Here is a 24,684-nt window from a genome sequence, read left to right on the forward strand (position 1 = left end):
ACAAAAAATGCCCGATCTGATGATCGGGCATTTTTATCTATATAATTTTAAAGGCTAGACATCTAAGTTAGCTACTTTAAGTGCGTTTTCTTCAATGAAGTGTCTACGCGGTTCTACATGGTCGCCCATTAAGGTGGTAAACAATTGGTCAGCTGCAATAGCGTCTTCAATCGTTACTTGTAGCATTCTACGTGATTCTGGATCCATGGTGGTTTCCCATAATTGACTTGGGTTCATTTCACCTAGACCTTTATAACGTTGAATGTATTGGCCACGTTTTGACTCAGCCATTAACCAATTTAAGGCTTCATCAAATTCAGTAATCTGCTTAATTTTTTCGCCACGTTTAACGTAAGCACCTTCTTCCATTAAGCCATTTACTGCTTTGTTTAAACTTTGAATGGATGCAAACTCTTTTGAGTCAAAAAATTCATAGTCACAGTCATATACCGTATCAATACCATGCTTACGCACATTAAAGCTTGGGTAGTAAACATTACGTTCTGGATCTTGCTTAACTTCAACAGTATAAATAGAGCCATTGCCGTCTTGGTCAGATAACTGCTTTAGTAAGTTTGCTGTCCAAGATTCTACTTTGTCTTTATTGTTAAAGTCTTCAGTAGAAATAACGTCACCGTAGATCATTTTCTCTAGAATATCAGCAGGAATCAAACGAGAAACACGCTTAATAGTTTCATGAGTTTTACGGAACTGTTTCACTAAATTCTCTAAAGGCAAGCCTGATAACGCTGGTGCAGATTCATTGACATGTATTTCTGCATTCTCCAAAGCAAGCGTTGTTAAATATTCAGTTAAACCGTTCTCATCTTTTATATAACGCTCTTGCTTACCTTTTTTCACTTTATAAAGTGGAGGTTGAGCAATATAAATGTAACCACGTTCCATAATTTCTGGCATTTGACGATAGAAAAATGTCAGTAGTAATGTACGTATGTGAGAACCATCGACATCAGCATCGGTCATGATGATAATACTGTGGTAACGTAATTTTTCTGGGTTATATTCATCGCGGCCAATTCCACAACCTAACGCTGTGATTAATGTACCGACTTCTTGAGAAGATATCATTTTATCAAAACGTGCTTTTTCAACGTTAAGAATTTTACCTTTCAATGGCAATATAGCTTGGTTTTTACGGTTACGTCCCTGCTTGGCTGATCCGCCAGCAGAGTCCCCTTCCACAATATATAGTTCAGATAGTGCAGGATCTTTTTCCTGACAATCAGCTAACTTACCCGGTAAACCTGCGATATCTAATACACCTTTACGGCGTGTCATCTCTCTCGCCTTGCGAGCTGCTTCACGTGCGCGAGCTGCATCAACAATTTTCATAATAATAGTACGAGCGACAGCGGGTTTTTCTAAAAGGTATTCACCTAGCTTCTCACCCATTGCTTGTTCTACAGCAGTTTTTACTTCTGAAGAAACAAGTTTATCTTTTGTTTGAGAAGAGAATTTAGGATCAGGTACTTTAACTGAAATTACCGCAGTTAAGCCTTCACGGGCATCATCACCAGAGGCATTGGTTTCAGTACTGCCACCTTTCTTAGTTTTATTTAAACCTTCTTTAACCATGTAGCTATTAAGCGTACGCGTTAATGCTGTGCGGAAGCCACTTAAGTGAGTACCGCCATCGCGTTGAGGAATATTATTAGTAAAACAATGAATGCTTTCTTGGAAGCCATCGTTCCATTGCATCGCCACTTCAACAATAATTCCGTCTTCTCGTTCTAAATCAAAATAGAATATTTCTTCATTAACTGGTGTTTTATTAGTATTTAAATAGTCAACAAATGCTTGAATACCACCATCAAATTTAAAATGATCAGATTTTCCAGCCTCGCGCTCATCAATAAGTCTAATTGAAACACCTGAGTTTAAGAATGATAGTTCGCGGATTCTTTTAACTAGTAAGTCATAATGAAATAATACATCTGTAAATGTATCTTCACTTGGCCAGAATCTTACTTCAGTACCATTTTTTTCACTTTCACCAACAACTTTTAAAGGTTCTTGAGGAATACCATGATGATAAAACTGTTCAAATAATTTACCTTCACGACGAATATTAAGCTTCAACTTACTACTGAGAGCATTTACTACTGAAATACCAACACCATGTAAACCACCTGAAACTTTATAGCCAGAATCTTCGCCACCAAATTTACCACCAGCATGAAGTACTGTCATGATAACTTCAGCTGCTGAAATACCTTCTTCTGGATGTATTTCTGTAGGTATTCCGCGACCGTCATCTTTTACAGATACCGAACCGTCTAAGTGAATTTTAACAACAATATCACTACAGTGACCTGCAAGAGCTTCATCAATTGAGTTATCCAACACCTCAAATACCATGTGATGAAGACCTGTGCCATCATCGGTATCACCTATATACATCCCTGGTCTTTTGCGAACTGCATCTAAGCCTTTAAGTACTTTTATACTTGCCGAGTCATATTCATTTTCTATTGTCATAGCTTCTAGCCTACTCACTCATTACTGATAGTTTGCCATGTTTCACGTGAAACATTTTATAGTTTTCTTTCTGTGGAACGAGTTGTTCCACTGCTGCTTTATCAATTGCGGTTACAATTACCTGACATTCAATTTCTGCTATTGCATTATTTAGTAATGCTCTAGAGTGAATATCTAGTTCTGCACCTACATCATCAATTAATAAAATTGGTTTTACTAGGTTAACTCTTTCTATTAGTTTTGCTTGTGCAAAAGTTAACGCTAGTAAAAACAACTTCTGTTGGCCTCTTGATAACTGATTATCTATTGATGCCCCATTTAACAAAAAACGCACATCAAATTTTTGTGCTCCAAATAAGCTGTAGCCGTAGCTTAGTTCTTTTTCTTTGTATTGCTGCAATACATCAAACAAGCTTTTCTTACTATTCCAACCTTGCAAGTACTGAATCACGATTTCATTAGATACTGAAGGTAACATTATTTTAAGCCAATAACTTAACTCATTAGTCAACTCTTCTACATAACCTGCTCGAAGATCGGCAATTACTTGAGAGCTGTCAATAAAAACATCAGTCCAATAAGTTAACGTGCTTCCGGATGTTTTACTTCGTAAACACGCATTGCGTTGCTTAAGTATTCGTGAAAACTCTTTCCAATGATCTGAAAATGAATGTTTCACGTGAAACAATCCTAAATCTATAAACCTTCTTCTTTGCTTAGGTCCACCGAAAAATATTTTAAAACTCTCGGGTGTAATAACTTGCACAGCTATATTTTTTGCTAAAACTGAAAACTTGGTCTGCTTTTCACCATTAATTCTAATTTCAGTATTTGCTGCACTTTGTCCATGGAATATCTTACGAACCCCCATCTGACAATCTTTGTTAGTTTTGGCACTGACAGTAAAGCTAGCCTTATTATGCTGAAGCAAGTTTTCTACTTTTGAGCTACGAAATGACTTACCGTGCCCCAAATAAAAAATTGCTTCTAGTAAACTACTTTTTCCGCTGCCATTATCACCAATAATAAAGTTTAAATCTGAATGTAATTCTACCGATACACTTTCTATATTACGTAAATCTTGAATGATTAATTTACCAATACTCATTCTTACAGACGCATTGGCATTACTACATATAAAGCTTCTCCAGACTCTCCACCTTCAATAACTACACTACTGTTAGCATCGGCTAAGGTAAATTTCACATCTGTTTCTTTAATAGCATTGAGAACGTCTAATACATAACTTACATTAAAACCAATTTCGACTTCCTCGTAAGGAAAATCAATTTCAATCACTTCTTCTGCTTGTTCTTGCTCAGGGTTGTTAGCCGTAATCTTTAGCTCTGTAGTGCCAAAGTTAAGACGAACACCTTTAAATTTTTCGTTAGATAAAATAGACGCACGAGACAATACTTGTCTAAGAACATCTTTTTTAGCATTAAGAATTTTATCGCCATTACGTGGTAAAACTCGACGATAATCAGGAAAGCGTCCGTCAACAAGTTTGCTGGTGAATGAAAATTCACTATCAATAATTCGAATATGATTCGAGCCAAGAAAAACCTGTACAGGTTCATCAACAGGATCTAATAAGCGAATAATCTCGAGTATACCTTTACGCGGTACTATGACTTGTCGAGCAGGCAATTCAAGATCTGGGTTTGAAATTTTACAAATAGCTAAACGATGTCCATCAGTAGCAACAGAACGAATTTCATGACCTTCTGTTTCTATCGACATGCCATTTAAATAATAACGAACATCTTGGTTCGCCATCGAAAAATGCGTACTTTCTATTAAACGTAATAATTCAGACTTTAATAGTTTAAATTCTACATCGCCTTTCCATTCTTCAATATTTGGAAAGTCATCAGACGGTAAGGTCGAAAGTGAATATTTACTGCGACCCGTACTAATTTTTATAACATCATTATCAGTTTCAAAAGTTAGCATAGAGTCGTCAGGTAAGCTTTTACAAATATCAAGTAACTTACGCGCAGGAATAGTGACTCTGCCGTCATCTGAATGATTGTCTACAGTCGCGTAAGCCACCATTTCCAACTCTAAATCAGTAGCTGTCAAGGTAAGTGATTGCCCACTTACATCAAAGAGAATATTACCTAAAATGGGTAATGTACTTTTTCGTTCTACAGCACCTGAAACCAATAATAATGGTTTCAATAATAATTCTCTGTTCAATGAAAATTTCATTTCTGACTCACTTTTAACTTACTTATTATTATGATGACAATGTTCTTGTTAAATTTGAATAATCTTCTTTAATATCGTGAGATTCTTCACGTAAAGATTTTACCTTACGACAAGCATGTAATACAGTCGTATGATCACGGCCGCCAAAAGCATCACCTATTTCAGGTAAACTGTGATTAGTTAACTCTTTAGATAATGCCATTGCAATTTGTCTAGGTCTAGCAACTGAGCGATTTCTTCGTTTAGAAAGTAAATCAGCGACTTTAATTTTATAATATTCTGCCACGGTACGTTGAATATTATCAATAGTGACTAGCTTGTCTTGTAAAGCTAATAAATCACGCAAGGCTTCTCTAACAAAATCAATCGTAATAGCCCTGCCAGTAAAATTAGCATTTGCTATCACTCTATTCAAGGCGCCTTCTAATTCACGCACGTTTGAGCGTAAACGTTTAGCAATAAAAAATGCTACTTCATCAGCTAAATTAATATGACTTTCTTGTGCTTTACGCTTTAAAATAGCAACACGTGTTTCTAACTCTGGCGGCTCAATGGCAATAGTTAAACCCCAACCGAATCGTGATTTTAGACGATCTTCAACGTCTACTTCTTTAGGGTAACGATCACTGGTTAAAATTATTTGCTGATTACCTTCAAGTAAAGCATTGAAAGTATGGAAAAACTCTTCTTGCGTTCGGTCCTTACCTGCGAAAAATTGAATATCATCAATCAGCAAGGCATCAACTGAACGATAATATTGTTTAAATTTTTCCATGGCATTATTTTGCAGCGCACGCACCATATCTTGCACGAAACGTTCAGAATGCATGTAAGCAATTTTTGCATTAGGTTTATTAAGTAATATGCCATTACCCACTGCGTGTAATAAATGCGTTTTACCTAAACCTGTACCACCATAAATAAATAAAGGATTGTAAGCTGCACCAGGATTATCTGCTACTTGAGATGCCGCTGCGCGAGCCAACTGGTTAGATTTACCTTCAACGAAATTATCAAAGGTGTATTTAACTCTGACATTGGTTGTTTTTGGCAAATTACTTTCTGGTACTGCAGTGTCTCTATTCGTAGGACGAATATTAGGTTGTAATTGGCTAATACTATTTTGAATATTAGTGGTTTGTGCTGGAATACTGCCAACATCAAAACGCAATAATGGTGGGTTTGCGCTGTCTTGCATCCCTACCAGCTCATTAATGCGGTTTACATACTTATCTCTAACCCAGTCTAGGACAAATCTATTTGGCGCATATAACGTCATAATATTGTCTGTAATCACGCACTGTAGTGGACGTATCCACATACTAAATTGTTGTGCGGGTAATTCTTCTTGAAGAACAGACAAACATTTTTGCCAAAGTGTATGATCCAACAACCGACTCCTGATAAATAGTATCTTTAATTTATTTAATAACGTGAAAATAAGCACGATAAAAAAAAGAAGAGTAAAAAAATTAATTTTTATAATTACCCTATTATCACTATAGTTATCCACAACATCAATATTGACTTTTCAATAAATGGCTTTTATTTTAAATTAATTTTATAATACTCAATAAAACAGGGCTTCTTGCTTATTTTTAATAGCAAAATAATGCTAAAAATATTTCAATATACGATTTGATTATTACTTAAAATTAACAAGGTTATTAGATAGAGAAAAGTAAAATTGTTATAAAACTGTGGATATTTTTTAGATCAGGACGATCCGCAAACGATCTTTTAAAAATAGCTGATGAATAACCATTGACAAAGTATCGTTCTCTATATAGAATTTCGCCTCATTTTTAGACCCAGTGTGCTCATGAAGGCTGTTTTGCCAGGGCAACAACAACAGACGGATTAGCGTAATGAAAAGAACATTTCAACCTAGTGTATTAAAACGTAAGCGTAACCATGGCTTCCGTGCTCGTATGGCAACAAAAAACGGACGTGCTGTAATTTCACGTCGTCGTGCTAAAGGCCGTGCAAGCTTAAGTGCTTAGTCTTTTAACTTGCAACTTAAGTTAAAGGAATAGTAACCGCTATGGTTACTTATGAATTTAATCGGGAGTCACGCCTGTTGACTCCCGGTCAATTTCAAGCTGTGTTTTCAAAACCTCTACGTTTTGGTTCCAGTCACATCACAATTCTCGTCACTCCAAATTCTGATAATAATAACCGTCTTGGCCTTGCCATTGCTAAAAAACGGGTTAAATTAGCTGTACAACGAAATCGTATCAAACGACAAATTCGTGAGAGCTTCCGTTTAAATCAACATAACCTCCCCCATATAGATATGGTCGTTATGGTAAAATCTGGCACTGACAAGCTCGAAAATAAAGAAATTAATCAGCAATTGGAAAAAATATGGCGCAAAGTAATTCAACGCCACAAAAAATAGCTATTACACTAGTAAAAGCTTACCAGCGCTGGCTTAGCCCATTGCTCGGACCCCATTGTAGATTTGATCCAACATGCTCTTTTTACGCTATTGAAGCAATTAATCGCTTTGGTGTGATAAAAGGTTGTTGGTTAGCAGGCAAACGTATACTAAAATGCCATCCACTCAATGCGGGAGGACATGATCCCGTGCCACTATCAAAAAAAGAGAAATAAGACATTATGGAATCCCAACGCAGTTTTCTTTTTATTGCGCTTATGGTTGTTACCTATTTGCTATTTAATCAATGGCAAACGGACAATGCTCCAGTTATTGAGCAACCAGCAGTAACTCAACAAACAATACCAAGCAATAATAACGGCGAATTTGTTCCTGAATCATCAGCTACAGCAACGTCTATCAGCAATGAAACAAAAGTAGTTAGTGCGACACTAATTACAGTAAAAAATGATGTTTTATCCCTCAAAATTGATACTAACGGTGGCGATATTGTCGAAGCTAAATTACTGAAGTTCGATACAGAACAAGGTAATGGTATCCCGTTTACTATTTTACGCAACGACCGTGACCGCTATGTGGCACAAAGTGGTTTAACCGGTGCACAAGGTTTAGACCGAATCATTCCAGGTCGACCTATTTATCAAACATCAGCAACTTCATATCAAGCGAATGCTAATGAACCACTCGTGATTGATTTAAAGTATGTTGATAATGCAGGCTTGTCGGTAACTAAGCGTTTTACGCTTAACTACGACAGTTATGCCATTAATGTTGAATACTTAATTCAAAATAATGCTAACACACCGGCTAGTGTGCAAATGTATGCACAACTTAAGCAAACAACCTTGATTGACACAGGTAGTGGATTAATTCCGACTTACAAGGGTGCTGCTTACTCTACAACTGAAGACGTATACGAAAAATATGATTTTTCTGATATTGAAGAAGCCAACTTAAATGTAACAACTCAAGGTGGCTGGGTTGCTATGTTGCAACACTACTTTGTTTCATCTTGGGTACCTGAAAAATCAGCGGATAATCAATTATATACTAGCTACTCAAGTAACAGAGATGCAGTCATTGGTTTTAAAGCTCCGGCAATCACAATTGAGCCAAACAGCACCGCAACAACGTCTGCAATTTTTTATGTTGGTCCAAAAGATCAAGATGTATTGGAAAGCATCGAAGAAAACCTTGATCTGACTATTGATTACGGATTTTTGTTCATGATCAGCCAACCATTATTCTGGCTGCTTATTAAAATTCAGTCAATTGTGACCAACTGGGGTGTAGCGATAATCATTATTACCCTTATCGTTAAAGGTGGTATGTATCCATTAACGAAAGCGCAATATACCTCAATGGCTAAAATGCGTGCGCTACAACCAAAAATGACTCAGCTAAAAGAGCGCTTTGGCGATGACAAACAAAAAATGTCACAAGCCATGATGGAGCTTTATCGTAAAGAAAAAGTCAATCCTGCAGGTGGGTGTTTACCGTTAATTGTTCAAATGCCAATTTTCCTAGCGTTATATTGGGTATTTTTGGAAAGTGTTGAATTACGTCATGCGCCATTTATGTTGTGGATACAAGATCTATCAGCACAAGACCCATTCTACATTTTGCCAGTATTAATGGGCGTTAGTATGTTCATTATGCAAAAAATGCAGCCAATGACTGTGCAAGATCCAATGCAACAAAAAATAATGCAATATATGCCAGTCATGTTTACTGTATTCTTTTTCTGGTTCCCGTCAGGCCTAGTACTTTACTGGTTAGTCAGTAATATTATTTCAATAGTACAAATGAAGATAATATTCTCGGGCATCGAAAAGAAAAAAGAAAAAGAAAAGACCAAAGCGAAGTAAAATTATTTGTATCTCCAAAAAGGTGGCTTAGGCTGCCTTTTTTTATGGGAAAAATTCAATGCTTTAATAAAATTATCAACTGAGCAATACTGAAAAAATCAAACAAAAACTCAGTGCGCATTACATGCAAGTAATTAACGGTTTATAATATCGACAATTAAAGAATTTAACGTTTACTGAGATCATGTCATGTCAGACCTAGCTTTTTCATCAAGTCATAAAGAAACCATCGCAGCACAAGCAACAGCGCCTGGCAGAGGCGGGGTTGGTATCATCAGAGTTTCTGGGCCTGAAGTTAAAAATGTCGCTGAAGCCATTTTAGGTAAAGTGCCTGAATTAAGAAAAGCAGAATACCTAACCTTTAAAGATCGCAAAGGCCAAGCCTTAGACCAAGGTATCGCACTCTACTTTAAAGGACCAAATTCATTTACCGGTGAAGATATTTTAGAGTTACAAGGCCATGGCGGCCCGGTTATCTTAGATATGTTGCTGAAAGAGGTACTAGCACTACCTAAAGTTCGTATGGCCGGTCCTGGCGAGTTTAGTGAGCAAGCTTTTCTTAATGATAAACTCGATTTAACTCAAGCAGAAGCCATTGCAGATTTAATCAACTCAAGTTCAGAACAAGCAGCACGTTGCGCCCTACATTCACTACAAGGTGACTTTTCTAAACTCGTACATCAAATGGTAAACGACACCATACATTTACGTATGTATGTTGAAGCCGCGATAGACTTTCCTGAAGAAGAAATAGATTTTCTTGCTGATGAAAAAGTCGTTAACGATTTAAAAGCGATCATTGCGCAAGTGGCGGAAGTAAAAAATAAGGCCCAACAAGGCAGTATTATTCGTGAAGGCATGCGCGTGGTAATTGCTGGTCGCCCTAATGCTGGAAAATCGAGTTTACTTAATGCCCTGAGCGGTAAAGAAAGCGCGATAGTCACTGACATTGAAGGCACAACACGAGATGTGTTAACTGAACAAATTCATATTGATGGTATGCCATTGCATATAATTGATACCGCAGGGTTAAGAGAAAGTACCGATAAAGTAGAGCAGATAGGTATTGAACGTGCTTGGCAAGAGATCAAACAAGCAGATCGTGTTTTGTTGATGATTGATTCTACAAACGACGAAACAGACGATCCAAAAGCTGTTTGGCCAGAATTTTTTGAAAAATTACCGAGTAATATTGGCTTAACGGTTATTAGAAATAAAGCTGATATTAGCCAAGCTAAAACGGGCTTCAGTGAGTTAAATGCCATACCTACGGTAACCTTGTCAGCAAAAACAGGAGCAGGCATTACAGAGCTAACTGAGCACCTTAAACATATCATGGGTTATCAAGGTAGTACTGAAGGTGGCTTTATGGCGAGAAGACGTCATTTAGTTGCTCTTGAACAAGCACATCAACACTTAGAAATAGGTTTAGAACAGCTTGAATCTTATGTTGCCGGTGAAATACTGGCCGAAGAACTAAGATTTTGCCAACAAGAACTTAATAAAATTACCGGTGAATTCACCAATGATGACCTGTTAAGCGAAATATTTTCATCGTTTTGTATCGGTAAATAACACGAATCGACGATTTTAGTCGCGTTTAAATTTAGTAATAGGAACAATAAATGAGCTCATTTCAAGTAATTGTTGGCAGTATGTTAGGTGGTTCAGAATATGTTGCTGAAGCTTGTGAAGAAACATTAACAGCCCTTGGCCATCAAGTTGAACTACATTTTCAACCTGACTTTGCACAAATAATAAGCGAAAATCAAACTTGGTTAGTTTGTACGTCTACTCATGGTGCTGGCGACTATCCCGACAATATTCAAGCTTTTGCTAGAGATCTTGAAAATAGTGATCAAGATCTATCCTCAGTGAAATTTCTAACGATCGGCATCGGTGATTCAAATTATGATACCTTTTGTTTTGCTGCGAAAAATATAAATAAATTACTATTATCAAAGGGTTGCATTGAAACACTACCTTTGATCACTTTGGATATGAGCGAAGATATAGATCCAGAAGAGCGATCTCAAACGTGGTTAAATGAAAATAAAGATCATTTATAACCTACTTACCCATAAGTTATTCACAATAACCACCTGTAAAACCCTCTACTGTGGATAAGTATGAGTAAAAGCTATTAATTTTCTATTATTATTCAGTGTATAGAATTCAACTTTATTTTCCTTGTGGATAAGTAGCTGTTTTGATCATAGCTTATAACGCAGTTGATCAACGCTTGATCACAACTTTACACATCTATTAATCGACTGTTTTATATAAACAAAAGTGACTTATCAACAGAAAACAAGGATCCTAATAAGTAATAATAATAAGATCTTTAAATAGATCTTTATATATTATTTAAGGATCGTACTTAGATCTTTTCCTAAATTAGATCATTCCCCTGAGCTAAAAAAAACTGTAAAATATCGCTCTTAATTTTTAAATAGAAATAATCTAAGGTCATTAATTTATGTGGTATCAAGAGTCTTATGACGTAATTGTTGTTGGTGGCGGACATGCTGGAACAGAAGCGTCACTTGCAGCGGCACGCATGGGATGTAAAACATTATTGTTGACCCACAACATTGATACGCTGGGACAAATGTCGTGCAACCCTGCCATAGGTGGCATTGGTAAAGGACATCTGGTAAAAGAAATTGATGCGCTTGGTGGATTAATGGCGACAGCAGCCGATCATGCTGCGATCCAATTTAGAACCTTGAATGCAAGCAAAGGTCCAGCAGTTCGGGCTACTCGTGTACAAGCTGATCGAAACTTGTATCGTAACTTTGTTCGTAACTATTTAGAAAACCAAGAGAATTTAACAATATTCCAACAACCTTGTGATGATCTAATTTTAGAAAATAATAAGATCGTTGGTGTATCGACCCAAATGGGTTTGAAATTTAAAGCTAAAAGTGTTGTTTTAACCGTAGGTACTTTCCTAGCAGGCCAGATCCACATTGGTCTGAATAATTACCAAGGTGGTAGAGCGGGTGATCCAGCGAGTGTAAACCTGGCTGCTCGATTACGTGATATGCCTTTTCGAATAGATCGTTTAAAAACCGGGACACCGCCACGCTTAGACGCTCGATCACTTGATTTCTCGGTGATGGCAGAACAACCGGGTGATGATCCTCGTCCAGTATTTTCTTATATGGGCTCAGTCAACGATCATCCAGCACAGGTTTCATGTTTTATCACGCATACCAACGCTAAAACACATGAGATTATAAAGAGCGGCTTAGATAGATCGCCTATGTATACCGGTGTTATTGAAGGTATTGGGCCACGTTATTGCCCATCAATAGAAGATAAAATACATCGCTTTGCTGAAAAAGATAGTCATCAAATATTTGTTGAACCTGAAGGCTTAAATACCCATGAGATTTATCCTAACGGTATTTCTACAAGCTTGCCATTTGACGTTCAGATGGATCTTGTTAGATCGATCCAAGGTTTTGAAAATGCCCACATAACTCGACCAGGTTATGCAATTGAATATGACTTCTTCGATCCGCGTGATTTAAAACAAACACTAGAAAGTAAATTTGTTGAAAATCTGTATTTTGCTGGCCAAATCAACGGTACTACCGGTTATGAAGAAGCGGGTGCTCAAGGGTTAGTCGCTGCAACCAATGCAGCAGCAAGAGTGCAAGGCAAAGAAGAATTAGTACTGACTAGAGACCAAGCATACATGGGCGTTCTAATTGATGACCTAGCTACCCTAGGCACTAAAGAACCTTACCGTATGTTTACCTCTCGTGCTGAATATCGTTTATTACTTCGTGAAGATAATGCTGATATTCGCCTGACTGAAAAAGGTCGAGCTCTCGGGTTAGTAGATGATCTGCGTTGGCAACGATTTAATGAAAAAATGGAAAATGTTGAGTTAGAGCGTCAGCGTTTACGTTCAACTTGGTTACAGAAGGATCACCCTGCTGTTGAACAAGTGAATAAATTATTGAAAACACCATTAAGCCGTGAGAATAGTTTAGAAGATCTTGTTCGTCGCCCAGAAGTTCGTTATGACGATTTAGTTTCTATTGAAGGACTAGGACCTAAGCTTGCTGATAAGCAAGCAGCTGAACAAATTGAAATACAAATAAAATATGCCGGTTATATCGATAGACAACTCGATGAAATAGCTAAAAAGAAACGCCATGAGAATACTTTGATCCCAATAGATTTTGATTTTACTCAAATATCGGGCTTATCAAATGAGGTGGTTGCAAAGCTTTCTGATGCCCGTCCTGAAACTATTGGTAAAGCATCGCGTATTTCTGGTATTACTCCAGCAGCAATTTCGTTATTATTGGTTTATCTGAAAAAACATGGCTTATTACGCAAAATTGCTTAAAGAGTCAGCATAAATGAAAGATTTCACCTTATGACATTATCTGAACAGCTCGTTGCTCTGATCAAAGAAACCTCTCTAGAGGTTTCAACAGAGCAAATTTCTTTACTTATCCAGTATGTTGAATTATTAAATAAATGGAATAAGGCATATAATCTAACTTCGATACGCGATCCTAAAGATATGATCATAAAACATATTATGGATAGCTTAATGGTTGGCCCACTACTTAAAGGACAATCATTTATTGATGTTGGAACAGGACCTGGTTTACCTGGTATCCCACTGGCTATCTTATATCCTGAGCGTAATTTTGTTTTATTAGACAGTCTAGGTAAAAGAATAACCTTTTTAAGACAGGTTGTTTTTCAATTAAAGCTCGAAAATGTTACACCGGTTAAATCTCGAGTTGAAGAATATCATCCAGATCAGCCATTTGATGGCGTACTAAGTAGAGCATTCTCATCGTTAATTGATATGGTTACTTGGTGTGAGCATTTAGTGAGTGTTGAACATGGCCGATTTTTAGCATTGAAAGGTATTTATCCAAGTGATGAAATATCAGCATTACCCAGTAATATATCCGTAACAAATAGTTATGCTATTGTCGTTCCTCAATTAGAAGGCAAACGCCATTTGATTGAATTAGTTAAATCATAAATAATAATAAGCTTTGATCAGATAAGTAATTGAGGATCTTGTGGGAAAAATAATCGCGGTTGCAAATCAAAAAGGTGGTGTCGGTAAAACGACAACTTCGGTCAATCTGGCTGCTTCTCTTGCGGCAACAAAACGTAAAGTTTTACTGATCGATCTTGATCCACAGGGTAATGCTACTATGGGTAGCGGTATTGATAAATATGAAGTCCCAGCAACATGTTACGAATTACTGATTGAAGAACGTCCGTTCGATGACGTTGTCTGCAGAAATACGGCGGGTGTATATGATCTTATTGCCGCCAATAGTGATGTAACTGCTGCTGAAATTAAATTGATGGAAGTTTATTCTCGAGAACATCGCTTGAAGAATGCTTTATCAAAAGTAAGAAAGGATTACGACTATATTATTATAGACTGTCCCCCCTCTTTAAACATGCTAACGGTTAATGCGATGACCGCAGCAGATTCTGTTTTAGTGCCCATGCAATGCGAATATTATGCACTAGAAGGATTAACCGCATTAATGGATACTATTTCGCAGTTAACCACTGTAGTGAATAGCAAACTCCATATTGAAGGTATTTTACGTACGATGTACGATCCGCGTAATCGTTTAGCTAACGATGTATCTGAGCAATTAAAGCGTCATTTTGGCGATAAAGTCTATCGTACCGTTATTCCACGTAATGTTCGATTGGCTGAAGCCCCAAGTTTTGGTGCGCCGGTAATGTATTACGATAAATCTTCCACGGGGGCAAAAGCTTATCTTGCCTTAGCCGGAGAAATTTTACGCCGCGCTGAACAAAAAAAACAACCTACACCGCAAGCAACTACTGAGTAGTCATAAGGAATATCATGAGTCAAACAAAACGTAGAGGTCTAGGTCGCGGTCTTGATGCCTTATTAACTAAACCATCAGATGAGTCAGCAGATAATAATGATAAATCTGAATCGGCAAATAAAAATGCTGAATTACAGAACTTACCAATAGAACAATTACACCCAGGCAAATACCAACCTCGAAAAGATATGTCGGCAGAAGCCTTAGATGACTTGGCTAACTCAATAAAATCTCAAGGTATTATTCAACCTATTATTGTGCGTCCAGTCAGTGAACATAGTTACGAGATTATTGCTGGTGAGCGTCGTTGGCGTGCAGCCCAAATTGCAGAGCTGGATACCGTACCTTGCATAATAAAACATGTACCTGATGAAGCAGCGGTTGCTATTGCTTTAATCGAAAATATTCAGCGTGAAGACTTAAATGCGATGGAAGAAGCCATAGCATTAGAGCGTTTGTTAATTGAATTTGAATTAACACACCAAGAAGTGGCTGACGCAGTAGGCAAGTCAAGAACCACGGTTACTAATTTATTGCGCTTAAATAATCTTAACAGTGAAGTTAAAACTTTACTTGAACATGGCGATATCGAAATGGGTCATGCGCGCGCTTTATTAGCATTAGATAATGATATTCAAACGAATACCGCTCGAATTGTTGTGGCGAAAGAGTTAAACGTTCGTGAAACAGAAGCCTTGATAAAAAAAGTACAACAACCAGCCAAAGAAGTTGAAGAAAAGCCAGTAGATCCAAACACTAAGGCTCTAGAGCAAAGTCTATCTGAAAAATTAGGTTCGCATGTTGCGATAAATCACAATAAAAAAGGTAAAGGTAAATTAGTGATATCTTACAGTGATTTATCTGAACTTGACGGTATTGTTTCTCGTTTTAATTCTTTTTAGATAAATAGCCATAACGTATTTTTAAATATTAAGTTTTATTGACATTAAAATGGCAAATTAATGGCTGTTTTTATATTTGATAAAGATATTCAAAGCTAAAGTTTTTGTAATGCATCATACCTTAGTCGTAATTTATTCATTTAGTGGTATTAAATAGCAGATTATGTCGACAATCAATGCCCTATTTTGTTGCATTCATCCTGTAATTAAGTATACTTGCGTCGGCTTTTTGAAGATGAATATTCCTCTTCAAAAAACTGTAAGCATTACGAAAAATGTCGTATGGAGTTTCTGGTGAGTTTATTTATTCATAATGAGTTAGCTAAACCAGGAAGAAAGTTTGCTTTTAAGCAAATATTGATTTCGATAATCATCGTTTTGGCTTGCAGTGTAGCAACATATTTTATTTGGGGATTATCTTTTGCACACTCTGTATTAGCAGGTGGAGCAATCAGTATAATCCCTAATTTTATCTTCGCTCATAAAGCATTTAAATATGCCGGAGCAAGATCGTCAGAAAAGGTCTTAGATTCTTTTTATAGTGGCGAAAAATTGAAAATAGTATTAACGGCCGTTTTGTTTGCGCTAGCCTTCAGATTTTTAGCGATAGAGCCAATAGCTTTTTTCAGCAGTTTTTGTTTAGTAGTGGCTTTGCCGTTATTAACACCATTTTTGTTTAAACTTTAATCATTGGGATAATTAATATGTCTTCAGGTGCGGAAATTACCAGCCAAGAATATATTAAACACCATTTAACCAATTTATCTGTCGGTGAAGGTTTCATGACCGTTCACATAGATACGCTTGGTTGGTCGGTGTTTTTAGGTTTGGTATTTATCATGTTGTTTCGTTCAGTTGCCAAAAAAGCAAGTACCGGTGTGCCTGGTAAGTTGCAATGTGCAGTTGAAATGGTCGTTGAGTTTGTTGATGACAGTGTTAAAAGTACCTTTCACGGTAAAAACCCTGTTATCGCGCCATTAGCACTAACCATATTTGTATGGGTATTGTTAATGAACGCAATGGATTGGATACCGGTAGATTTAATACCACGTATTTTTGAGTTGTTTGGTGTTCATTACATGAAAGCGGTACCAACAACAGATCCAAATATGACCTTTGCTTTAGCATTAGGTGTTTTTGTTCTTATCCTTTACTACTCAATTAAAGTAAAAGGTATCGGTGGATTTATTAAAGAGTTAACGACTCAACCTTTTGGTCATTGGTCGCTCTACCCGGTTAACTTTATTTTAGAGATGGTTACATTACTAGCTCGTCCGTTATCACTAGCACTTCGTTTGTTTGGTAACATGTACGCTGGTGAATTAATCTTCTTATTAATTGCGACAATTGGTGTATTCCAATTACCAGTACACTTTTTATGGGCTGCTTTTCACTTGTTAATTATCCCATTACAAGCGTTTATCTTCATGATGCTAACGATTCTATATTTGAGTCTAGCGCACGAAGATCACTAATTTGTAGGAAACAAATTAGCACGAATTTATTCGGCCCCTTGGGGTGTAAGGCAGGATGCCTGAAAAATTAGATTTTTTGCCCTTGTTACTCACAAGGTAACAAGGGCATGAATAACAGTTTCAACCTTAGTTTTTTAACTTTATAACTTTACTTAAATAATCGGAGATAAATATGTTATATATCGCTGTTGCTTTATTAATCGGTCTAGGTGCTCTTGGTACTGCGATTGGTTTTGGTTTACTTGGTGGCAAATTCTTAGAGTCTGCTGCGCGTCAACCTGAATTAGCACCTCAACTTCAAGTTAAAATGTTCATCGTAGCGGGTCTTATCGATGCTATCGCAATGATCGGTGTTGCTATTGGCTTATACCTATTATTCGCAGTTGGTGTTCCAGCTTAATTTAAACGCGAATTTGAATAGGAGATACATAAATGAATCTTAATATGACCTTAGTTGGTGAATTAATCGCATTTATCGTATTCGTAATTTTTTGTATGAAGTATGTATGGCCACCAATTATTGGTGCCATCGAAGCTCGTCAAGCAATTATTGCTGATGGTCTTGCTGCTTCTGACCGTGCCGCTAAAGATCTTGAGCTTGCTCAAGAGAAAGCTTCAGCACAATTAAAAGACGCTAAAGCGCAAGCAGCTGGCATTGTAGAAGCTGCTAAAAAGCGTGAAGCTCAAATAATTGAAGAAGCTGCAGTTAAAGCACAAGCTGAGAAAGAAAAAATCTTAGCTTCTGGTCATGCAGAAATTGATACTGAACGTAACCAAGCTAAAGAAGAATTGCGCCAACAAGTGGCTGTTCTTGCGATTGCTGGTGCCGAGAAAATTCTTGAGCGTTCAATTGATGCCGCTGTACATAGCGACATTTTAGATAAACTTGTAGCTGAACTTTAGAGGGAAATGAGCTTATGTCTGAATTGACAACCATCGCTCGTCCCTACGCTAAAGCGGCGTTTGATTTTGCTATCGAAGCAAATGCAATAGAAAGCTGGTTAGAAATGCTAGTTTTCGCTGCAGAAGTTGCTAACGATGACACCATTAAAGAATATCTTTCTGGTGGCGCGTCAGTAGAGCAAGCACAAGACATATTTTTGAAAGTCTGTGATGTTCAACTCGATAGCAATGGCCAAAACTTAATTAAAGTGATGGCTGAAAATCAACGTTTATTGGTGCTACCACAGGTTGTTGCTCAGTTTCGCGAATTAAAAGCGGAACATGAAAAAACACTTTCTGTGGATGTAACTTCAGCTGTTGAATTAACAGCTGGACAAGAAACTACATTATGCGCTGCGCTTGAAAAGCGTTTGGCTCGAAAAGTAAAACTTAATTGTAAGATTGATGCAAACGTAGTCTCTGGCTTAGTAATAAAAGCTGGTGACATGGTAATAGATGGTTCAGTACGAGGTAAATTGAGCCGCTTAGCAACAATAATGCAATCCTAACGGGGAACAGAGTATGCAACTGAATTCCACTGAAATCGCTGAACTGATCAAGAGTCGTATTGAACAGTTTGACGTAGTTAGTGAAGCTCGAAATGAAGGTACTATCGTTTCTGTAACAGATGGTATCATTCGTATTCATGGCCTTGCAGATGTAATGCAAGGTGAGATGATTGAACTTCCTGGCAATCGCTTTGCTATCGCGTTAAACCTTGACCGTGATTCGGTCGGTGCGGTAGTTATGGGTCCTTACGCGGATCTAGCTGAAGGCGTTAAAGTAAAATGTACTGGTCGTATTTTAGAAGTACCAGTAGGACGTGGCTTATTAGGCCGCGTTGTTAATACACTTGGTGAACCAATTGACGGTAAAGGACCTATCGAAAACGATGGTTTTGCTCCAGTTGAAATGATGGCACCAGGCGTAATCGATCGTAAGTCTGTTGATGAGCCTGTTCAAACAGGTATTAAATCAATCGATGCAATGATTCCAATTGGACGTGGCCAACGTGAACTTATCATTGGTGACCGTCAAATTGGTAAATCTGCTATCGCATTAGATGCAATCATCAATCAGAAAAACACCGGTATTAAGTGTGTATACGTTGCTATTGGCCAAAAAGCCTCTACCGTTGCTAACTTAGTACGCTCTTTAGAAGAGCACGGCGCGTTAGATAATACTATCGTTGTTGTTGCTGGTGCTTCTGAAGCAGCTGCACTACAGTACTTGTCAGCATATTCTGGCTGTACTATGGGTGAATACTTCCGAGATCGTGGTGAAGATGCATTAATCGTATATGATGATTTGTCTAAGCAAGCAGTTGCTTACCGTCAAATTTCATTACTTTTACGTCGTCCGCCAGGTCGTGAAGCTTACCCAGGTGACGTTTTCTATCTTCACAGTCGTTTACTTGAACGTGCTGCTCGTGTAAACGAAGCATACGTTGAACGTTTCACTAAAGGCGCAGTTAAAGGCAAAACAGGTTCTTTAACAGCATTACCTATCATTGAAACGCAAGCGGGTGATGTATCTGCATTCGTACCAACTAACGTAATCTCAATTACCGATGGTCAGATTTTCTTAGAATCTAACCTATTTAACTCAGGTATTCGTCCTGCTGTTAACGCTGGTATTTCTGTATCACGTGTTGGTGGTGCTGCTCAAACTAAAATCATCAAGAAGTTAGGTGGTGGTATTCGTTTAGCATTAGCACAATATGCCGAATTAGCAGCGTTTGCTCAATTTGCCTCAGATTTAGATGACGCGACACGTGCTCAATTAGAGCATGGTCAACGTGTAACTGAATTAATGAAGCAAAAGCAATACAGTCCATTGTCAGTTGCTGAAACAGCTGTATCTTTATTTGCCGCAGAAAAAGGCTTTTTAAATGATATCGCAATCAACAAAGTTGTTGATTTTGAAGATGCATTACGTTCATACGTAAACAATGAACACGCTGAGTTGATGGCTACAATCAATGAAAAAGGCGACTATAACAAAGATATCGAGTCTGGTTTAGCGAAAGCGATTGAAGCTTTCAAAGCTACTCAAACTTGGTAATTTAGTTAACCTTTTCGGAGAATAGTCATGGCCGGTGGTAAAGAGATAAAATCGAAGATTGGAAGTGTAAAAAATACACAGAAGATCACCAGCGCAATGGAAATGGTTGCAGCAAGCAAAATGCGTAAAGCGCAAGATAGCATGGCTGCCTCTCGTCCATACGCTGAAAATATGCGAAATGTGATCGGTCACATCGCGCTTGGTAATCTAGAATATCGTCATCCATATATGGAAGAACGTGAAGCCAAGCGTGTAGGTTATATCGTAGTCTCAACAGACCGTGGTTTGTGTGGTGGTTTAAACATTAACTTGTTTAAACAAGTACTTGCTGATGCTGGTAAACAGCAATCAGCAGGCGCTGAAGTTGAATTTGCTGTAGTCGGTTCTAAAGCTACTTCATTTTTCAACAATATGGGCGCTAAAGTCGTTTCACAAATTTCGGGATTAGGTGACACCCCTTCACTTACTGACTTAGTTGGTAGTGTAAAGGTGATGTTAAATGCCTATGACAATGGTGAGATAGATAGATTGTTCATCGTATATAACAAGTTTGTTAATACGATGACGCAAAAACCGACAATCGATCAACTTTTACCTTTGCCTAAGTCAGATGATGACGCTATTAAGCATCGCTGGGATTACATTTACGAACCGGATGCTCAAGCAATACTTGAACATTTATTGGTTCGTTATACAGAATCTCAAGTATATCAAGGTGTGGTTGAAAACCTCGCATGTGAACAAGCCGCTCGTATGGTTGCAATGAAGTCTGCAACTGATAACGCGGGTGACTTAATTGATGATTTACAATTGGTATACAACAAAGCGCGTCAAGCAAGTATTACTCAAGAATTGGGTGAAATTTGTGCTGGTGCAGCAGCGGTATAAGCAAAGGTTCTTTGTTTATTTTTTAGTAAATAAGAGCACAAGATTAGAGGATTAAACATGAGTACAGGTAAAGTCGTCCAAATCATTGGCGCAGTTGTGGATGTAGAATTTCCACAAGATGCTGTACCTCAGGTATATGACGCGTTAAACATAACTGAAGGTGACCTTTCAGGCTTAGTACTAGAAGTACAACAGCAATTAGGTGGTGGTGTAGTTCGTGCTATCGCTATGGGTTCATCAGACGGTTTGCGTCGTGGTCTGAATGTAGAAAACACAGGTAATAACATCCAAGTACCAGTAGGTACATGTACGTTGGGTCGCATTATGAACGTATTGGGTGAGCCTATCGATGAAGCTGGCCCAATCGGCGAAGAAGAAAAGTGGTCAATTCACCGCGCAGCGCCAGCTTATGCTGACCAAGCGATGTCTAATGAACTACTTGAAACTGGTATCAAAGTAATCGATTTAGTATGTCCATTCGCTAAGGGTGGTAAAGTTGGTTTATTCGGTGGTGCTGGTGTTGGTAAAACCGTTAACATGATGGAACTTATTCGTAACATCGCGATCGAGCATAGCGGCTACTCAGTATTTGCTGGTGTAGGTGAGCGTACTCGTGAAGGTAACGATTTCTACCATGAAATGAACGACTCTAACGTACTTGATAAAGTATCGTTAGTTTACGGTCAAATGAACGAGCCTCCAGGAAACCGTTTACGCGTAGCGTTTACTGGTTTGACTATGGCTGAAAAATTCCGTGACGAAGGTCGTGACGTATTATTTTTCGTAGATAATATCTACCGTTATACCCTTGCTGGTACGGAAGTATCTGCATTGTTAGGCCGTATGCCATCAGCCGTTGGTTACCAACCAACACTTGCTGAGGAAATGGGTGTTCTTCAAGAACGTATTACGTCAACGAAGAAAGGTTCAATCACTTCAATCCAAGCGGTATACGTACCAGCAGATGATTTGACCGATCCATCTCCAGCAACAACCTTTGCTCACTTAGATGCAACGGTTGTATTGAGTCGTGATATTGCTTCGCAAGGTATTTACCCTGCCATTGACCCACTAGATTCTACTTCTCGTCAACTTGATCCATTAGTAGTTGGTACAGAGCATTATGAAACTGCCCGTGGTGTTCAATCAACATTACAACGTTACAAAGAACTTAAAGATATCATCGCCATCTTAGGTATGGATGAGTTATCTGAAGAAGATAAATTAGCAGTGAATCGCGCACGTAAGATTCAACGTTTCTTATCTCAACCGTTCTTCGTTGCTGAAGTATTCACCGGTTCACCTGGTAAGTATGTATCACTTAAAGACACTATCAGTGGCTTTAAAGGATTACTTGCAGGCGAGTACGATGATTTACCTGAGCAAGCTTTCTACATGGTTGGTTCTATTGAAGAAGCAGCTGAAAAAGCTAAAAACATGTAATGAAGGCTGGTGGCTTGTTACTGAATAAGTAATTTAGTCACCAATTAGGAGGTCAAAATGGCAATACCAACTGTTAATCTGAGTGTTGTAAGTGCAGAAGAGGAATTATTCTCTGGAAGCATTTCATCATTACAGATCACAGGTAGTGAAGGCGAGTTAGGCATTATGCCTGGTCATGCACCTTTACTGACCTCACTAAAACCTGGTATGGCAAGAATCGTTAAGGAAGATGGCGTAGAAGAAATTATCTATCTTTCTGGCGGTATGCTCGAAGTTCAACCTAATAACGTTACCGTACTAGCAGATGTTGCTATACGTGTTGCCGATTTAGATGAACAACAAGCACTAGAAGCAAAAGAGCGAGCAGAGAAGCACTTAAATGATCATGGCGGCGACGTCGATTATGCTGAAGCTGCAACTGAATTAGCTCGCGCTGTCGCACAATTACGTGTCATACAAGCTTCAAGCAGATAACTAGCTAACACTAAGTTTTAGTGATCAAATAAGCGACTTTTTACCTCGGTAAATAGTCGCTTTTTTATTGTCTGAATATTATAAAGTTGATTAAAGCTCTTACCCATAAACCTACCTTTAGGTTTTCTATATTAATGCTATGCCCCAAATAAAAATAGCTACGATAATATAATCTTAGATAACAGAAATTCATGACATTAAAACGCTTAATTTAGCACTCATTGCTTATTCTAAGCTCTATTGAGGGGATAAATATAATCTGCAATTGCTTAAATGCTATTAGATAATATTGTCCAAGACTGGAAATTTCTTATAAACCGTACTATATGAATATATAGCATGATCACAGACATAAATGTGGCTTAAGGATTATTTATGAATGGAAAGCGTATATTTTTATTAAGCAGATATATTTTGAATAAGGTTACATATTCACTCTTATTTATTAGTGTATCAATAAGTACTTTTGCTAGTGAAGAAGATGATGCATTAGCAAAAGCCCAAGCACAGATGAATGCAGAGGTTTTGTCTAAACCTTTCTTGGCAGAGCGCCCAAAAGAAGTCGATTCTTATATAAAAAGCATGTTGGAAAAAAACGTTAAACCTGCTGAGTATAGCGGGAGCTATTGGCGACCAGGTTACACATGTAGAGACTTATTAAGGCACAACTGGACTCAATATAGAAATTGTCGTTATTACCACCGATATCATGGCCGTTATTACTATTAACAAGGACGTTCCACTTAATGCAGATGTAAAATTATTCAAAATATTAACTAAATAAAGGAAAAAACAATGAGAAAATGGAATAAGTTTATCAAAATTAGTTTTGTTAGTTTAATTATTACGACACTAGCGAGTTGTTCGGCAATTCACACTTCAGTAGCAAAAAGGGATTTAGATGTGCAAACAAAGCTCAGTACATCTATTTTTGTTGACCCTGTTCCAAAGGCACAAAGAAAAATTTACCTTGAAGTAAGAAGTGCTGTAATGGAGTTTGATCGTAACTCTTTTAGAAAGGCTATATCAAAGCAATTAGTTAACAGTGGTAATGGTTATACGTTAACGGATGATCCAGAGAAATCACAATATAGAATGAGTGTTTTCGTTAGAAACTTAGAGAAAACAACACCCGAAGCTGCTTCATCTGCATTAGGTGCTGGCTTTCAAGGGGCAGGTATTGGAGCGGTTGCTGCAGCAGCAACAGGTAGTTCATATCGAGGAGCTGCTGTTGCAGGGCTCGCTGTAGGTTTAGCTTCAACTGTCGCTAATGCATTTGTACAAGATGTGGTGTATTTACTTGTAGCAGATGTGCAAATAAAAGAGCGAGCTAAAAAAGGTGTTATTGTACGTCGAGATTCTAAGGTGAACTCAAAAATATCTGATGATGGCGCAACGACTCAAACTTACTCCGAAGCAACAAACTTAAAAGAATATCGAACTAGAGTTGTAACTACTGCAAATAAAGCCAACTTAGAACTTGAAGAAGCACAACCGTTAATGTTTGATAAAACAGCATACGCGATGTCGGCATTTTTTTAGGGCTAAAATTATTTAAATTGATAAACCACATCTCTTTTAGGGTTGTGGTTTTTTTCGCAATAGCACATCTAAATACTATTTCAAATAAAAGTAAATCTGATATCA

25 protein-coding genes are annotated in these 24,684 nt (G+C 37.8%); 21 read left to right on the plus strand and 4 right to left on the minus strand.

The window, feature by feature from the left end; genetic code table 11:
- Positions 1-54: 54 nt before the first annotated feature.
- The 4 genes from gyrB to dnaA are packed head-to-tail and all read right to left on the minus strand — an operon-like array spanning position 55 to position 6,034.
- Positions 55-2,499 (minus strand): DNA topoisomerase (ATP-hydrolyzing) subunit B, encoded by a 2,445-nt coding sequence (gene gyrB, locus B5D82_RS08110; RefSeq protein WP_081150627.1) that lies wholly within the window; start codon positions 2,497-2,499, stop codon positions 55-57.
- A 10-nt stretch (positions 2,500-2,509) separates the two neighbouring features.
- On the minus strand, positions 2,510-3,607 hold the full coding sequence (gene recF / locus B5D82_RS08115) for a DNA replication/repair protein RecF (RefSeq protein WP_081150629.1): 1,098 nt from the start codon (positions 3,605-3,607) through the stop codon (positions 2,510-2,512).
- A 2-nt stretch (positions 3,608-3,609) separates the two neighbouring features.
- Positions 3,610-4,713: a DNA polymerase III subunit beta gene (dnaN, locus tag B5D82_RS08120; protein WP_081150631.1), complete on the minus strand. Its 1,104-nt coding sequence runs from the start codon at positions 4,711-4,713 to the stop codon at positions 3,610-3,612.
- 28 nt (positions 4,714-4,741) lie between these two features.
- Entirely contained in the window at positions 4,742-6,034 is a 1,293-nt protein-coding gene (gene dnaA, locus B5D82_RS08125; protein ID WP_425429888.1) for a chromosomal replication initiator protein DnaA, read from the minus strand.
- A gap of 547 nt (positions 6,035-6,581) precedes the next feature.
- Here dnaA and rpmH point away from each other — a divergent pair.
- The 21 genes from rpmH (at position 6,582) to B5D82_RS08230 (ending at position 24,579) form a co-directional block, all read left to right on the plus strand.
- The gene (gene rpmH, locus B5D82_RS08130; protein WP_081150635.1) at positions 6,582-6,716 is read left to right on the plus strand and encodes a 50S ribosomal protein L34; all 135 of its coding nucleotides are present in this window, start codon (positions 6,582-6,584) and stop codon (positions 6,714-6,716) included.
- Positions 6,717-6,757: 41 nt separating this feature from the next.
- Positions 6,758-7,114, plus strand: coding sequence for a ribonuclease P protein component (rnpA, locus tag B5D82_RS08135; RefSeq protein ID WP_081150637.1), 357 nt, complete (start codon positions 6,758-6,760; stop codon positions 7,112-7,114).
- Entirely contained in the window at positions 7,081-7,329 is a 249-nt protein-coding gene (gene yidD / locus B5D82_RS08140; protein ID WP_081150639.1) for a membrane protein insertion efficiency factor YidD, read from the plus strand. The genes rnpA and yidD overlap by 34 nt, the downstream gene beginning before the upstream one ends.
- A gap of 6 nt (positions 7,330-7,335) precedes the next feature.
- Positions 7,336-8,982, plus strand: a complete 1,647-nt coding sequence (gene yidC / locus B5D82_RS08145) for a membrane protein insertase YidC (RefSeq protein WP_081150641.1) — start codon at positions 7,336-7,338, stop codon at positions 8,980-8,982.
- Between the two features lie 189 nt (positions 8,983-9,171).
- The gene (gene mnmE / locus B5D82_RS08150; RefSeq protein WP_081150643.1) at positions 9,172-10,557 is read left to right on the plus strand and encodes a tRNA uridine-5-carboxymethylaminomethyl(34) synthesis GTPase MnmE; all 1,386 of its coding nucleotides are present in this window, start codon (positions 9,172-9,174) and stop codon (positions 10,555-10,557) included.
- A gap of 50 nt (positions 10,558-10,607) precedes the next feature.
- Positions 10,608-11,051, plus strand: coding sequence for an FMN-binding protein MioC (mioC, locus tag B5D82_RS08155; RefSeq protein WP_081150645.1), 444 nt, complete (start codon positions 10,608-10,610; stop codon positions 11,049-11,051).
- Between the two features lie 410 nt (positions 11,052-11,461).
- Positions 11,462-13,351 carry a tRNA uridine-5-carboxymethylaminomethyl(34) synthesis enzyme MnmG gene (mnmG, locus tag B5D82_RS08160; protein ID WP_081150647.1) on the plus strand — a complete coding sequence of 630 codons (1,890 nt, stop codon included), beginning with the start codon at positions 11,462-11,464 and terminating at the stop codon, positions 13,349-13,351.
- 30 nt (positions 13,352-13,381) lie between these two features.
- A complete protein-coding gene (gene rsmG, locus B5D82_RS08165; RefSeq protein ID WP_081150649.1) occupies positions 13,382-14,008 on the plus strand; it encodes a 16S rRNA (guanine(527)-N(7))-methyltransferase RsmG in 627 nt (208 codons plus the stop codon).
- A gap of 40 nt (positions 14,009-14,048) precedes the next feature.
- Entirely contained in the window at positions 14,049-14,849 is an 801-nt protein-coding gene (locus tag B5D82_RS08170; protein WP_081150651.1) for a ParA family protein, read from the plus strand.
- A 14-nt stretch (positions 14,850-14,863) separates the two neighbouring features.
- Positions 14,864-15,751, plus strand: a complete 888-nt coding sequence (locus tag B5D82_RS08175; protein WP_081150652.1) for a ParB/RepB/Spo0J family partition protein — start codon at positions 14,864-14,866, stop codon at positions 15,749-15,751.
- 294 nt (positions 15,752-16,045) lie between these two features.
- Positions 16,046-16,438 (plus strand): ATP synthase subunit I, encoded by a 393-nt coding sequence (locus B5D82_RS08180; protein WP_245807588.1) that lies wholly within the window; start codon positions 16,046-16,048, stop codon positions 16,436-16,438.
- A 17-nt stretch (positions 16,439-16,455) separates the two neighbouring features.
- Entirely contained in the window at positions 16,456-17,226 is a 771-nt protein-coding gene (atpB, locus tag B5D82_RS08185; RefSeq protein WP_081150654.1) for a F0F1 ATP synthase subunit A, read from the plus strand.
- Positions 17,227-17,398: 172 nt separating this feature from the next.
- Entirely contained in the window at positions 17,399-17,626 is a 228-nt protein-coding gene (gene atpE / locus B5D82_RS08190; protein ID WP_077284459.1) for a F0F1 ATP synthase subunit C, read from the plus strand.
- 32 nt (positions 17,627-17,658) lie between these two features.
- On the plus strand, positions 17,659-18,129 hold the full coding sequence (gene atpF / locus B5D82_RS08195; protein ID WP_081150655.1) for a F0F1 ATP synthase subunit B: 471 nt from the start codon (positions 17,659-17,661) through the stop codon (positions 18,127-18,129).
- A 14-nt stretch (positions 18,130-18,143) separates the two neighbouring features.
- Positions 18,144-18,677, plus strand: coding sequence for a F0F1 ATP synthase subunit delta (atpH, locus tag B5D82_RS08200; RefSeq protein ID WP_081150657.1), 534 nt, complete (start codon positions 18,144-18,146; stop codon positions 18,675-18,677).
- A 13-nt stretch (positions 18,678-18,690) separates the two neighbouring features.
- On the plus strand, positions 18,691-20,232 hold the full coding sequence (atpA, locus tag B5D82_RS08205; RefSeq protein WP_081150659.1) for a F0F1 ATP synthase subunit alpha: 1,542 nt from the start codon (positions 18,691-18,693) through the stop codon (positions 20,230-20,232).
- 27 nt (positions 20,233-20,259) lie between these two features.
- Positions 20,260-21,120 (plus strand): F0F1 ATP synthase subunit gamma, encoded by an 861-nt coding sequence (atpG, locus tag B5D82_RS08210; protein ID WP_081150661.1) that lies wholly within the window; start codon positions 20,260-20,262, stop codon positions 21,118-21,120.
- Positions 21,121-21,177: 57 nt separating this feature from the next.
- Entirely contained in the window at positions 21,178-22,563 is a 1,386-nt protein-coding gene (gene atpD / locus B5D82_RS08215; protein WP_081150663.1) for a F0F1 ATP synthase subunit beta, read from the plus strand.
- 57 nt (positions 22,564-22,620) lie between these two features.
- Positions 22,621-23,037, plus strand: coding sequence for a F0F1 ATP synthase subunit epsilon (locus B5D82_RS08220; protein ID WP_081150665.1), 417 nt, complete (start codon positions 22,621-22,623; stop codon positions 23,035-23,037).
- A gap of 375 nt (positions 23,038-23,412) precedes the next feature.
- Positions 23,413-23,766 carry a hypothetical protein gene (locus B5D82_RS08225; RefSeq protein ID WP_425429881.1) on the plus strand — a complete coding sequence of 118 codons (354 nt, stop codon included), beginning with the start codon at positions 23,413-23,415 and terminating at the stop codon, positions 23,764-23,766.
- A 66-nt stretch (positions 23,767-23,832) separates the two neighbouring features.
- Complete coding sequence (locus B5D82_RS08230) at positions 23,833-24,579, plus strand: complement resistance protein TraT (RefSeq protein WP_081150667.1); 747 nt, start codon at positions 23,833-23,835, stop codon at positions 24,577-24,579.
- The last annotated feature ends 105 nt before the right edge of the window (positions 24,580-24,684 follow it).

This window comes from Cognaticolwellia beringensis (genome assembly GCF_002076895.1).
GTDB classification, from domain to species: domain Bacteria; phylum Pseudomonadota; class Gammaproteobacteria; order Enterobacterales; family Alteromonadaceae; genus Cognaticolwellia; species Cognaticolwellia beringensis.

Excerpts from the sequence above, each read along its gene's own strand:
- gyrB (WP_081150627.1), bottom strand. The coding sequence starts at position 2,499 with ATGACAATAGAAAATGAATATGACTCGGCAAGTATAAAAGTACTTAAA.
- recF (WP_081150629.1), bottom strand. The coding sequence starts at position 3,607 with ATGAGTATTGGTAAATTAATCATTCAAGATTTACGTAATATAGAAAGT.
- dnaN (WP_081150631.1), bottom strand. The coding sequence starts at position 4,713 with ATGAAATTTTCATTGAACAGAGAATTATTATTGAAACCATTATTATTG.
- dnaA (WP_425429888.1), bottom strand. The coding sequence starts at position 6,034 with ATGTGGATACGTCCACTACAGTGCGTGATTACAGACAATATTATGACG.
- rpmH (WP_081150635.1), top strand. The coding sequence starts at position 6,582 with ATGAAAAGAACATTTCAACCTAGTGTATTAAAACGTAAGCGTAACCAT.
- rnpA (WP_081150637.1), top strand. The coding sequence starts at position 6,758 with ATGGTTACTTATGAATTTAATCGGGAGTCACGCCTGTTGACTCCCGGT.
- yidD (WP_081150639.1), top strand. The coding sequence starts at position 7,081 with ATGGCGCAAAGTAATTCAACGCCACAAAAAATAGCTATTACACTAGTA.
- yidC (WP_081150641.1), top strand. The coding sequence starts at position 7,336 with ATGGAATCCCAACGCAGTTTTCTTTTTATTGCGCTTATGGTTGTTACC.
- mnmE (WP_081150643.1), top strand. The coding sequence starts at position 9,172 with ATGTCAGACCTAGCTTTTTCATCAAGTCATAAAGAAACCATCGCAGCA.
- mioC (WP_081150645.1), top strand. The coding sequence starts at position 10,608 with ATGAGCTCATTTCAAGTAATTGTTGGCAGTATGTTAGGTGGTTCAGAA.
- mnmG (WP_081150647.1), top strand. The coding sequence starts at position 11,462 with ATGTGGTATCAAGAGTCTTATGACGTAATTGTTGTTGGTGGCGGACAT.
- rsmG (WP_081150649.1), top strand. The coding sequence starts at position 13,382 with ATGACATTATCTGAACAGCTCGTTGCTCTGATCAAAGAAACCTCTCTA.
- B5D82_RS08175 (WP_081150652.1), top strand. The coding sequence starts at position 14,864 with ATGAGTCAAACAAAACGTAGAGGTCTAGGTCGCGGTCTTGATGCCTTA.
- atpB (WP_081150654.1), top strand. The coding sequence starts at position 16,456 with ATGTCTTCAGGTGCGGAAATTACCAGCCAAGAATATATTAAACACCAT.
- atpE (WP_077284459.1), top strand. The coding sequence starts at position 17,399 with ATGTTATATATCGCTGTTGCTTTATTAATCGGTCTAGGTGCTCTTGGT.
- atpF (WP_081150655.1), top strand. The coding sequence starts at position 17,659 with ATGAATCTTAATATGACCTTAGTTGGTGAATTAATCGCATTTATCGTA.
- atpH (WP_081150657.1), top strand. The coding sequence starts at position 18,144 with ATGTCTGAATTGACAACCATCGCTCGTCCCTACGCTAAAGCGGCGTTT.
- atpA (WP_081150659.1), top strand. The coding sequence starts at position 18,691 with ATGCAACTGAATTCCACTGAAATCGCTGAACTGATCAAGAGTCGTATT.
- atpG (WP_081150661.1), top strand. The coding sequence starts at position 20,260 with ATGGCCGGTGGTAAAGAGATAAAATCGAAGATTGGAAGTGTAAAAAAT.
- atpD (WP_081150663.1), top strand. The coding sequence starts at position 21,178 with ATGAGTACAGGTAAAGTCGTCCAAATCATTGGCGCAGTTGTGGATGTA.
- B5D82_RS08220 (WP_081150665.1), top strand. The coding sequence starts at position 22,621 with ATGGCAATACCAACTGTTAATCTGAGTGTTGTAAGTGCAGAAGAGGAA.
- B5D82_RS08225 (WP_425429881.1), top strand. The coding sequence starts at position 23,413 with ATGAATGGAAAGCGTATATTTTTATTAAGCAGATATATTTTGAATAAG.
- B5D82_RS08230 (WP_081150667.1), top strand. The coding sequence starts at position 23,833 with ATGAGAAAATGGAATAAGTTTATCAAAATTAGTTTTGTTAGTTTAATT.